Origin of the sequence: Bradyrhizobium manausense (genome assembly GCF_018129685.1) — a bacterium.
In the GTDB taxonomy this organism is placed as follows: Bacteria; Pseudomonadota; Alphaproteobacteria; order Rhizobiales; family Xanthobacteraceae; genus Bradyrhizobium; species Bradyrhizobium manausense_D.
The window spans coordinates 67,446-79,016 of record NZ_JAFCLG010000004.1 but is presented as its reverse complement, the minus strand read 5'-3'; the positions used below and the strand labels follow the sequence as shown (position 1 = coordinate 79,016).

The window sequence follows — 11,571 nt, the reverse complement described above, 5'->3', positions numbered from 1 at the left end:
AGATTATTGCAATGCTACGGAGCGTCGCACATCCGGCCGCGGCAGACAATCGCGATTCCGGCCGTGTCGGCAGGCTCGGACGGCTGGGGTTCACCTCTCCCCGGAGGGGAGAGGTCGGATTGCTATGGCGCGCATTGCGCGCCGGCAATCCGGGTGAGGGGCCGCAGCGATCGGTGAGACTGTAACCCCTCACCCGGATCGCATTTTCAATGCGATCCGACCTCTCCCTTCGGGAGAGGTGAACCTTCCGCCTGTGGCATCGGCAGCGCACAAGCCAGCACAACAGCCCTAGTACTTCGGCTCGTACATCGCCGACTGGACCAGGGCCTTGACGTCGTTGGGCGCCGGTCCATCGGCGAGCCCTCGCTGATAGGCGACGTCTGCGACCGCGGCCGCGATGCGGGCCGAGACCTCGCGGATACGGGGGAGCGCCGGATAGAGGCTGCCCTGCGCAAGGTCCTCCTTGCCGACGCAATTGGCGAGCGTATGAGCGGCCGCCATGAACATCTCGTCGGTCACGAGCCGCGAGCGGCTGGCGATGACGCCAAGGCCGACGCCCGGGAAGATGTAGGAGTTGTTGCCCTGCCGCGGCACGAAGGTGCGGCCATTGAGCTTGACCGGATCATAGGGACTGCCGCAGGCGAACAACGCGCGGCCCTCGGTGTAGCGATAGGCATCCTCCGCCGAGCATTCGGCCTTCGAGGTCGGGTTGGAAAGTGCGAACACGATCGGCTGCTCGTTGAGCTCGGCCATCGCCTTGAGCACGTCGGGCGTGAAGGCGCCGCCAACCGCGGCAACGCCGATGATCGCCGTCGGCTTCAGCGTCCTGATCGCGGTCAGGAAGTCGGCGATCGGCGCCTGGTCGGTGTGGGCATAGCGCAGCTTGTGGCCATGGAGACCCTCGCGCCTTGCAACAACGAGGCCGCGGGAATCCATCAGCCAGTTGCGCCGCAGCGCCTCGGCTTCCGTTGCGCCCTCCGCCATCATGGCGGAGACGACGAGATCGGCGATGCCAGTTGCCGCCTCACCCGCACCGAGGAACAGGATGCGCTGATCCCTCAGCTTGCCGCCGTTCACGCGCAGCGCCGAAAACAGGCCGGCGAGCGCGACGGCTGCGGTGCCCTGGATGTCGTCGTTGAAGACGCAAGTCTCATCCCGGTACTTGTGCAGCAGCCTGAAGGCGGAATGGTTGGCGAAATCCTCGAATTGGATCAACACGCCCGGGAACGTCTTCCGCGCCGCCGTCATGAACTCGTCGACGAAGCTGTCATAGGCTTCGCCGGTGAGCCGCCGCTCGCGCAGGCCGAGATAGTAGGGATCGCCCAGCAGCTCCTCGTTGTTGGTGCCGACGTCGAGCACAACAGGCAGGCAATGCTCCGGATGCACGCCGGCACAGGCCGAATAGAGCGAGAGCTTGCCGACCGGAATTCCCATGCCGTTGGCGCCGAGATCGCCGAGACCCAAAATGCGTTCGCCGTCGGTGACGACGATCAGCCTGGCCGGATAGGGCCAGTTCTGCAAAATCTCTTCGATCTGGCCGCGATCGCGCGAGGAGATGAACATGCCGCGCGGACGCTGGAAGATCAGGCCGAATTTCTGGCAGGCGAGCCCGACCGTCGGCGTGTAGATGATCGGCTGGATCTCGTCGATGTTATCGACGACGACGCGGAAAAACAGCGCCTCGTTGCGGTCGTGCAGCGCGTTCAGCGCGACGTATTTTTCCAGGTCGGTCGGCAGCGAGCGCAGATTGATCAGCACGCGCTCGACCTGCTGCTCGATCGTCAGCACGCAGGCCGGTAACAGGCCGCGCAAGCCGTGCGCATCGCGCTCTGCCTCCGTGAAGGCCGTGCCCTTGTTGAGCAGGGGATCGCGCAGCAGCGTCATGCCATGCGCAGAATCGGGCGATGTCGAATGGGCTGTGACCCGAGCAGGTCTATTCACGAATTCCCCCAGGGAGTTTCTTATTGAAGGGGCGGCATTGTCCGCCAGCGCACCATCGAGATCAAGGACGTTGCGCCACGCGCGGCGAAGTGATCTCGCACCGCAGCGAGATTTTCGCGAACACACGACGCAAAGGTTAATGTGGCACGAGAGCGAGGCCCTGCTCTTTCCCCTGTCATTCCGGCTTGATGTCCGCTGCTTTCACGATCGGCCACCATTTCTCGGTCTCTGCCTTCTGGAAGGCGCCGAGAGCTGCGGGCGTTTGCCGATCGACCGGCGGAATCTCCTGGCCGAGGTCAGCGAAGCGCTGCTTGACGGATGGATTGGCAAGCGCCGATACGATCGCCGCGTTGAGCTTGCCGACGATGTCCTTTGACGTGTTCTTCGGTGCCCAGATGCCGTGCCAGTAGGAAATATAGAGCCCAGGCAGGCCCGCTTCATCGACGGTCGGAACATCAGGCGCGGAGGCGAGGCGCGTCGGCGAAGTCACGGCGAACGCCTTGATCGCGCCACTCTTGATATGCGGCAGCGAATTCGTGGCCTGATCGAACATGATGTCGATCTGTCCGGCGACGAGGTCGATCATGGCCGGGCCCGCACCGCGATAAGGCACGAACTGGAAGTCGGTGCCGGTCTTTTCCTTGAAGAAGACGCCGGCGACATGCGCGCCGGTGCCGGCGCCGGCCGTGCCCGCCGAGGCCTTGCCGGGATTGGCCTTCAGCCACGCGATCAGCTCTTTCAGATTGTTGGCCTCGAGCGACTTGCGGCCCACGATCAGCTGCGTACCCATCGCAACCAGCGCGACCGGCTCGAAATCTTCGACCACGTCATAGGGCAGCTTGAAGATCCCGCCGTTGAGCACATGCGTGCCCCAATGGCCGATGGTGATGGTGGTGCCGTCAGGCGTCGCGCGCGCGACGCGGGCCCCGGCGATGCTGCCGGAGGCGCCGGCGACGTTTTCGACGATGATCGTCGCGTGCAGTTCGGCTGCGATCCGCTCCGACAGGATCCGCGCCAGCGTATCGGTCGGCCCGCCGGCCGCGAACGGGACCACGAGAGTGATGGGGCGGGAGGGAAACGGTTGGGCGCTGGTTGCTTCACTCCACGCAACACATCCCATCAACGCGCAGATGACGATCGCATGACCGCGCAATCCGGCCCACACCCCCCGCATCGCTTTCTCCCGACTTTTCATGCCCAGGCTTCTTGTCGTCCGCATGTCGTCAGCGAACTGGACGGCGAGTGAACGCTGGCCAGTGAGCGGAGGCAAGCCGCAAGTTTGTCGCGTCGGGAGCGGATGCGACACGCGATCGGCGATCGAATGCGGCGTCAAGCCGTCCACCAAACAACCGGCCACACTGCATGAGGAACAGCCGGCCTATGATCAATGGCTCGGCGATCTCTTCGGCGTGCAGAAGAAGGCGTAGCGCGCGATGAGTCTTGGTTGAATCGACGGCGCCCAAAACTCGGATCACCTCCCCCGTAGGGAGAGGTCGGATCGCATCGAAGATGCGATCCGGGTGAGGGCGGCAGGTCTCACTGAGCGCCGCGGCCCCTCACCCGGATTGCTCAGGCGCGCAATGCGCGCCAAAGCAATCCGACCTCTCCCCGTCGGGGAGAGGTGAACCACTGACAGCCGGGCGCCTCGTTTCATCATTCTCCAGCAGAGCCGGCGAAAACGCACAGCGCCGGGCAGGTAGGGGCTCTGCCTTGCTGATGCAGCCCACTAAACCTTGACCCGGCGTGCCGTTCGCGGTTTCTGCCGCTATGCGATAGTCCGAACGAGCTCCATCGCACTCAACGCGGCTGGATTTGCGGAGGTGGAGTCATAGACCTCCCCTTGCTCATGAGGTGGACGTTACGCGTCGCTTGTTTGCGACCAGCGGTATGGTCCTCCCGTGACATAAGACTGTCAAGCGCGATCGACGCCGAAAGGATCACATTTGCACGCCTGTTCCACCACGGACTGACCGCGTAAGAGCGCGGAATAAATCCTTCTTCGCAGAGTTTGTGTGAGGGAGAGTCCCACCTTCCGCGCCATCGTTTTTCAGAAAGTCAGAGATGAAAGCATTATCTTGCATCGCCGTTCTCGCGACTCTCGTCGCTGGACCCGCTCTCGCGCAGACCCCGCCCCAGACCTCCACCAAGAAGGTCGACGGCACCGACAACGTCTACATCTTTCGCTATGGCGGCCATCAGTCGATGTTCGTCGTGACGCCAAAGGGCGTGATCGCGACCGATCCGATCTCCTATTTGCGTCCCGCAAAGCCCTACATCGACGCGATCAAGGCCGTCACCGACCAGCCGATCAAATATGTCATCTACAGCCACCACCATTACGATCACATCGCCGGCGGCCAGCCATTCAAGGATCTCGGCGCCACCTTCATCGCGCATCGCCGTACCAAGGAGCGGCTGCTCGAGCTGAAAAAGCAGAATTCGCTGCTAGCCGATGTCGTGATTCCGGACCAGGTGGTGGACGACACCAAGACCATCACACTCGGCGGCACCAGGCTGGAGCTCGATTATGTGGGCCGCAACCATTCCGACGATTCGCTGGTGATGCGGCTGCCGAAAGAGAAGATTGTCTTCGTCGTCGACTTCGCACCGATCGAAAGCGTCCAGTTCCGCAACATTCCCGACAATGCCTCGCCGCTCGAATTCATCGCCTCGCTGAAGAAGCTCGCTTCGCTCGACTGGGAGCGGATGATCCCGGGCCATCCCAGCGCGGGCGGCCGGCTCGGCACCAAGAAGGATGTCGAGGACGATATCGCCTACATGGAGGATCTCTCGGCCGAGGTGAAGAAAGCCGCGGATGCCGGCAAATGCTTCGACACCGCGATGAAGGAGGTGAAGCTGCCGAAATACGAGAAATGGGCGAACTACGAGGCCGGCCTGCCCGCCAATGTCGAACGCTTCTGCTACTGGTGGGGCCGCGGGTATTGATGAGCGACTTGCTCAAATGCCGTAGGGTGGGTTAGCCCCGCAGATGCGCAAAGCGCATCTGCTCGGCGTAACCCACCACTCCTGTCGCCGCGGAAATCAAAGAGGTGGGTTACGCCTTCGGCCAACCCACCCTACAAGACCTGTCGCGACGGTGACATCATGCCGGTGTTTTGCCCGACAAGTCAAGCAAATTTCCTAAAATCCGAACACATCACACCCCGACCGGCAAGTCATTGATTCCGCTATCGCCCGCTACTGTGCATGGGGTTGTTTTTCCGCACTTTCATTTCGACCGCTTCTTGTTCCCCTTTCCTTCCTTCTCCAGCGCCTTGCGCACATTGTCGAACTCCGCCGCCGAAGCCTTGTCGGCGCGGGGGAAGCGCAGGTCCAGCTTTTCAAGTTCAGCGACGATGACCGAGCCGATCACCACGCGGGCGAACCATTTGTGGTCCGCGGGCACGACGTACCAGGGCGCATGCGGCGTGGCCGTGTGGCGGACGATGTCCTGATAGACCGCCTGGTAGCGCGGCCACAGCGCGCGCTCCTCGATGTCGCCCATCGAGAATTTCCACTGCTTGGCAGGAATCTCCAGACGGTCGAGAAAGCGCAGGCGCTGCTCCTCCTTGGAGAGGTTGAGGAGGAATTTCAGCACGACAGTGCCGTTGCGACTGAGATAGCGTTCGAACGCCGAGATGTCCTCGAACCGTTCCTTCCAGATGTTCTTGGTCACGAGCCGCGGCGGCAGCTTCTCCTTGGCGAGGATCTCCGGGTGCACGCGCGTCACCAGACATTCCTCGTAGTGGGAACGGTTGAAGATACCGATCTTGCCGCGTTCGGGCAGCGCGACCGCATGCCGCCAGAGGAAATCGTGATCGAGCTCCTCGTTGCTCGGCGCCTTGAAGGCATGAACGTCGCAGCCCTGCGGATTGATGCCCTCGAAGATCGCCTTGATCGCACTGTCCTTGCCGGCGGCATCCATGGCCTGGAACACGATCAGGACCGACCAGCGATCCTGGGCGTAGAGCTTCTCCTGGAACTCGGCGAGACGCTTCTTGTTGGCGTCGAGAATCTCCTGCGCGGCCTCCTTGTCCAGATCCCCCCTCTCGTCGGTCTTGTAATTCTTCAGGTGGAACTTGGCGGACCCATCGTGGCGGAATGGCGTGATGTAGCGGTCAAGCTCCTGGGCGAGCGATTTGGACGGCTTTTTGCTCATGAGCGCGGGGCACCTTGCGTTGCGACTTCAATCGATCGAGCAAGCTACCAAGGATGCCCTTGGGAAGGAATATGATGAAAAGCACCAGCAGCACGCCGTAGACGAGATTGTCCCAGCCGACCGCCTTGGTGCCGAAGCCAATGCGCAGGGTTTCCGCGAGCAGGATGGTGATGACCGCGCCGATCGTCGGCCCGAGCGAGACGAACAACCCGCCGACGATGGCCGCGAACACCATCTGCAGCGACACGGCGATGCCGGAGACGGTGTCAGGCGTGATGAACATCTGGTACTGGCAATAGATCGCGCCCGCCAGCGCCGTCATCACGGCGCTGATCAGGGTGATCTTGAGTTTTTCCGCGGTGACGTCGACGCCGGCGGCGGCCGCCGCGTCCTCGTCTTCCGAGATCGCCTCGAGCGCGTAACGGCTCATGCTGCGGTCGATCAAATGCCAGACGACGATCCCGGCGAGCCAGACGCCGAGCGCGATCAGATACCAGGTGGCCTTGTCGTCGAATTGCAGCGCCAGCAGCTTGTTGCCGGACGCGCGGTTCGGCGTGTAGCCGAGCGAGCCGCCGGTATAGTCGCGCGTGGCCGTGATGACCTGGAGCACGATGCCGGACAGCGCCAATGTCACCAGCACGAAATAATGCCCGGTGATGCGGAAACGAAAACAGGGATAGCCGACAATCAGCGCCAGCACGCCTGCCGCGGCCATGCCGACGGGAATGCCGATCCACGGTGACAGGCCGAGATGATTCCACAGAAGCGCGGTGACATAGGCGCCGATCCCCATGAAGCCGCCATGGCCGAGCGAGACGAGGCCGAACCGCCCCATCATCGACCATGACGTATAGGCGAACGACCAGATCAGGATCAGCACCAGAAGGTGCAGGTGATAGGGTTCGCGATAGACGAAGGGCAGCGTAGCCAGCGCCGCCAGCCCGATCCCCCACGCAACAAGCCGCCCCTGTCCCATCATCGGCGCCTCGCGAGCAGGCCCGCGGGCCGGATGAACATCATGACGATGAAGAAGGCGAAGGCGAGCACGTAACCCCATTCGAGATCGGAGAACAGGCCGCCCAGCGAAATGATCTCGGCGAAGACGAAGGCCGCGATGAAACCGCCGATGAAATTGCCGAGGCCCCCGAGCACGCAAATAAGGAAGGTGATCGGCCCGAAGGAGAGGCCGACGAAGGGATGCACGTCGTATTGCAGCACCAGCAGGCAGGCGGCGAGCCCGGCCAGCCCGCCGCCAATGGCTGACGTGATCAGATAGATGCGCTTGGTGTCGACACCCATCAGCGCCATGATCTGGCGATCCTGCGAGATGGCGCGAATGGCGGTGCCGGTGAAGGTGCGGGTCATGAACAGATAGACTGCGACCATGCCGATCAGCGCCGCCAGGAACGACAAGAGCCGCGCATAGCTGAAGTTCATGTCGCCGAAAGCGAGCACCGGCAGGCGGATGCCGAGATTGCGGAAGTCGATGCCGAAGGCGACGGTCGCGAAACTCTGCAGCACGAACAGCACACCGCCAGTCGCGAGCAGCTGGTTGATCGGCGGCGCCGTCAACAGCGGCGCGATCACGAGGAAATGCAGCAACGCGCCGAGGATGGCCACGAGCACAATGGTCAGCGGCGCAGCGATGAAATAGCTGATGCCGTAATACTGCACCATGAAATACATGGCGTACATGCCGATCATCACGAGCTCGGCGTAGCAGATCCAGGTCACGTCGATTACGCCGAAGATCAGGTTCAGCCCGAGCGCGAGCAGCGCCAGCACGCCGCCGAGCATGATGCCGTTGATGACGGCCTCCAGCAGATAGATATCGAAAATGTCCAGGAACGCCTGCATCTGCCCTCACACTCCGAGATACGCTTCCTTGACCGTGTCGCTCGCCAGCATTTCGGCCGACGAGCCCGAGGCGCGGATGGTGCCGGCCTCGATCAGATAGGCACGATCGACCACGCGCAGCACCTGTTGCACGTTCTGCTCGACGATCAGCACCGTCAGCCCGCTGGCTCTGATCCGCTTCACCAGTTCGAACACCTGCTGCACCACGACCGGCGCCAGCCCCGCGGACGGTTCGTCCAGCAGCAGGAGCTTTGGATTTGACATCAGCGCGCGGCCGATCGCGCACATCTGCTGCTCACCGCCGGACATGGTGCCCGCCATCTGATGGCGGCGCTCCTTCAGCCGCGGGAACAGGTCGAACACGACCTCCAGCCGCGCGGCGTATTGGCCGCGCGCCGCCTTCATGAAGGCACCCATCTTGAGATTGTCGTCAACCGTGAGCTGCGGAAACAGCCGCCGGTTCTCCGGCACATGCGCGATCCCGAGGCTGACGATCTCGTGAGGGGGCGTCGCCAGAACGTCGGTCTCCTCCATGGCGATCGATCCGCGCGAGGGACGGATCAGGCCGGAGATGACGCGCATCAGGGTGGTCTTGCCGGCACCGTTCGGCCCGATGACGCCAACGGCCTCGCCAGCCTTGACGTCGAGATTGACGTCGAACAGCGCCTGGAAGGAGCCGTAGCCGGCACCGACGCCGCGAAGCTCCAACATCATTGGCCTCCCGCGCGGCGGCGCGCCTCGGCGGCCGCAGCCTGCGTGGTCTCGGCATCCGTGCCGAGATAGACCTCGATGACGCGCGGATCGCCTGCGACGGCGCTCGGCAGGCCCTCCGAAATCTTCTCGCCGTGATCGAGCACCATCACGCGATCGACGACGCGCATCAACACACCCATGATATGCTCGACCCAGATGATGGTGATGCCGAGCTCATCGCGAATATTGCGCAGCATGTCGGCAGCCTGGCCCATTTCGGCCTCGTCGAGGCCGCCGAGGCTCTCGTCGGCAAGCAGAAGTTTGGGCGCGGTCGCGAGCGCCTTCGCCAGTTCGAGCTTCTTCAGGCCGGCTGCGCCGAGCCCATCGACACTGGCGTGGCGGTCGGTCGGCAAGCCCACCATCGCCAGCGAGCGCTCGGCCGCTGCTTCCGCCTCGATGCGGCTGTGACGGCCCTGGCCGAAAAAGCCGGCAAGCGCGACGTTCTCAAAGATGGAGAGGCGACGAAATGGCCGCGGGATCTGGAAGGTACGGCCGATGCCGCGGTTGATGATCCGATGCGGCGCCAGCCCCGCGATCTGCGAACCGTCGAACAGGATTGATCCGGCGCTCGGCGCCAGCGTGCCGGAGAGCATGTTGAAGATGGTGCTCTTGCCCGAGCCGTTGGGGCCGATCAGGCCGAGGATCTCGCCCTGATCGACTTTGAACGACACGTCGTTGACGGCGGTGAAGCCGCCGAACCGTTTCACCAGCCCGCTCACCTCCAGCACCGCCCCGCTCCGCTACTACTGGTTGCTGTAGGTGGTACCCTTCGGCAGCGGCACCACGGCTTCGCGCTGCGCCTGGCTCTTGGGCCACACCACCCAGGATTTGTCGTCGATATACTGGATCACGACCGGGAATGACCGCTCATTCTGCCCCGCCATCGGCGTCCCCTCGCCGTAAAACTTCACGCCAAAGCCGAGCATGGTGCCGCCCTCGGGAATGTCGGTATCGAGCGCCGCCTTGCGCAGCGCCTCGGGATCGACCCCGCCATATTTCTTGATGGCGCGCGGCAGCACGTCGTCCATGAACACGTAGGTGTTGGACGCGCCGATGCCGACATGGGCGGAGCGGATGGCGACGCCGGGCCTGATCTTGTCGAACTCCTCGCCGACCATCTTGATCACGGGCGCAAGCTTCGGATCCATGGTCTTCTGGTTGGCAAGCCAGATCGAGATCGGATCGGTGTTGAAGATGTAGCTCGCGTCAGCACCCATCCCCTCCTTGAGCTTCTCGTAGACGCCGTAGCCGGCGCCATGGCCGAGCAGCGCTGCGAATTTCAGCCCCTGCTCGCGGGCCTGCCGCAGCAGCAGCGTGATATCGGGGTTGTAGCCGGTGTGGAAAATGACGTCGGGCTTGGCGCGCTTCAGCTTGGTCACCAGCGCCGAGAGATCCGGTGCAGTCGCCGAGTAGCCTTCCTTGAGCACGATATTGAAGCCGGCCTTCTTCGCGCCGGCCTCATTGCCCTTCGAGACGTCGACACCATAGGAGCCGTCCTCGTGGATGATCGCGACGCGCAGGTCTTTCGGCTCCTTGCCCAGCTTGCTTTGCGCGTTCTGAGCGATGAAGTCGATCGTCATCGCACCGAACTGGTCGCCGCTCGCCTGCGGACGGAAAACATACTTGTAATTCTTGTCGGCAAACACGGCGGACGAGATGCATGTCGTCATCCACATGAACTTTTTCAGCTGCTCGACGCGGGCCGCGACTGGCACGCATTGCGCCGAGGAGAAGAAGCCGAGAACCATGTCGACCTTCTCCTGCTCGAGCAGGCGGACAGATTCGTTGATGGCGACGTCGGGCTTGCTCTGTGCATCGGCATAGACGGCCTCGACCTTGTAGCCCTCGACGCCGGTCTTGCTGAAATGGTCGAGGATGATCTTGGTGCCGATATACTCGAGCTCCGAGCCACCGCCGGCGAGCGGGCCGCTCAGGTCGAAGATCACGCCGATCTTGATCTTCTTGTCCTGGGCTCGAGCCGAAATGGTCAGGCCCATCGCTGCAATCGCGATCAACAGCCCACATACCAAGCGGGCAGCCATGCGCAGGCGCATCTAAACCTCCCTGGACGATTGTGCATTGCGTTTTTTGATTTTTTGCGGTTCGCCCATCACATGGGCTCGGCCGCGCGATGTCAAGCCTCGCGCGTCAGCGCGAGACGAACTGCTGCGCCATGAAGGCCGTGACGAACCGCGGCATGGTCGGCTTGAGATCATCCATTCCGCGCACGAGATGGATGGCCGACAGCTCCGGCTCGGCCTGGCGAGCCAGATTGGCTTCGATCCGGGCACGCGCCGCCTCACCCGGCATATCGAGGTCGAGAATCCGCATCATGGCGATCGAGTGGCCGCTGACGACGCAGTGCCAGTCAGCCTCCGCCATATAATCGGCGGGTACCAGTCCCGTTTCCTCCTCAATCTCGCGGACGACGCTACCGGGAATATCGAGCGCACCGTCCCTGATATCGTCGAGGTCGGGCGTGCCGGACGGGAAGTAGATGCGCCCTGCATTGGCGGTGTGGTGCGCCATCTCGCCCATCACGAAGGCGCCGTCATTGGTACGCAGCGCCCCCATGCCAAAACCGTTGAACACATCAGGATCGGGAAAGCCCCAGTCACGCCAGGCCAGGAAGCTGGCGAAATCGGTTTCGAAATAGGTCGCGGCGAGATGGCCGTCGGTGAAGACGGCATCGCGCCCCAGCAGGACCTTGCCATTCCAGATCCTTGGCCGTTCGCGCTGCTTCTCGGCGAAATGCGCGGCGATCTCCGCACGCCGCTCCTCGGCGAACGGCCACGCAACCGGGCGCACGGCAAGATCGAGCGTCGTGACGCGATGAATGGTCGGTGACGTCATGACGCCTG

The 11,571-nt window shown here is 63.0% G+C and carries 11 protein-coding genes; 2 read left to right on the top strand and 9 right to left on the bottom strand.

Annotated features, from left to right (window positions below):
- Positions 1–288: 288 nt before the first annotated feature.
- Together JQ621_RS12940 and JQ621_RS12935 are read right to left on the bottom strand one after the other, a co-directional pair.
- Positions 289–1,941, bottom strand: a complete 1,653-nt coding sequence (locus tag JQ621_RS12940; protein ID WP_212235100.1) for an NAD-dependent malic enzyme — start codon at positions 1,939–1,941, stop codon at positions 289–291.
- A gap of 175 nt (positions 1,942–2,116) precedes the next feature.
- Positions 2,117–3,115 carry a tripartite tricarboxylate transporter substrate-binding protein gene (locus JQ621_RS12935; RefSeq protein WP_212235099.1) on the bottom strand — a complete coding sequence of 333 codons (999 nt, stop codon included), beginning with the start codon at positions 3,113–3,115 and terminating at the stop codon, positions 2,117–2,119.
- Positions 3,116–3,134: 19 nt separating this feature from the next.
- Here JQ621_RS12935 and JQ621_RS12930 point away from each other — a divergent pair, with 19 nt between their 5' ends.
- Together JQ621_RS12930 and JQ621_RS12925 are read left to right on the top strand one after the other, a co-directional pair.
- Positions 3,135–3,368, top strand: a complete 234-nt coding sequence (locus tag JQ621_RS12930; protein ID WP_212235098.1) for a hypothetical protein — start codon at positions 3,135–3,137, stop codon at positions 3,366–3,368.
- 634 nt (positions 3,369–4,002) lie between these two features.
- The gene (locus JQ621_RS12925) at positions 4,003–4,887 is read left to right on the top strand and encodes an MBL fold metallo-hydrolase (protein WP_212235097.1); all 885 of its coding nucleotides are present in this window, start codon (positions 4,003–4,005) and stop codon (positions 4,885–4,887) included.
- A gap of 283 nt (positions 4,888–5,170) precedes the next feature.
- On the opposite strand, the gene JQ621_RS12920 is transcribed toward JQ621_RS12925, so the two are convergent.
- From JQ621_RS12920 to JQ621_RS12890, 7 genes are all read right to left on the bottom strand, one after another.
- Positions 5,171–6,100 carry a polyphosphate kinase 2 family protein gene (locus tag JQ621_RS12920; protein ID WP_212235096.1) on the bottom strand — a complete coding sequence of 310 codons (930 nt, stop codon included), beginning with the start codon at positions 6,098–6,100 and terminating at the stop codon, positions 5,171–5,173.
- Positions 6,060–7,079, bottom strand: a complete 1,020-nt coding sequence (locus tag JQ621_RS12915) for a branched-chain amino acid ABC transporter permease (protein ID WP_212235095.1) — start codon at positions 7,077–7,079, stop codon at positions 6,060–6,062. Before JQ621_RS12915 ends, JQ621_RS12920 begins: the two co-directional genes overlap by 41 nt.
- Positions 7,076–7,957 carry a branched-chain amino acid ABC transporter permease gene (locus tag JQ621_RS12910; RefSeq protein WP_212235094.1) on the bottom strand — a complete coding sequence of 294 codons (882 nt, stop codon included), beginning with the start codon at positions 7,955–7,957 and terminating at the stop codon, positions 7,076–7,078. Before JQ621_RS12910 ends, JQ621_RS12915 begins: the two co-directional genes overlap by 4 nt.
- Before the next feature lie 6 nt (positions 7,958–7,963).
- Positions 7,964–8,668 (bottom strand): ABC transporter ATP-binding protein, encoded by a 705-nt coding sequence (locus JQ621_RS12905; protein WP_212235093.1) that lies wholly within the window; start codon positions 8,666–8,668, stop codon positions 7,964–7,966.
- Positions 8,668–9,438, bottom strand: a complete 771-nt coding sequence (locus JQ621_RS12900) for an ABC transporter ATP-binding protein (protein ID WP_212235092.1) — start codon at positions 9,436–9,438, stop codon at positions 8,668–8,670. Before JQ621_RS12900 ends, JQ621_RS12905 begins: the two co-directional genes overlap by 1 nt.
- Before the next feature lie 15 nt (positions 9,439–9,453).
- The gene (locus tag JQ621_RS12895; protein WP_212235091.1) at positions 9,454–10,764 is read right to left on the bottom strand and encodes an ABC transporter substrate-binding protein; all 1,311 of its coding nucleotides are present in this window, start codon (positions 10,762–10,764) and stop codon (positions 9,454–9,456) included.
- A gap of 94 nt (positions 10,765–10,858) precedes the next feature.
- Positions 10,859–11,563, bottom strand: a complete 705-nt coding sequence (locus JQ621_RS12890) for an NUDIX hydrolase (RefSeq protein ID WP_212235090.1) — start codon at positions 11,561–11,563, stop codon at positions 10,859–10,861.
- Positions 11,564–11,571 lie beyond the last annotated feature (8 nt).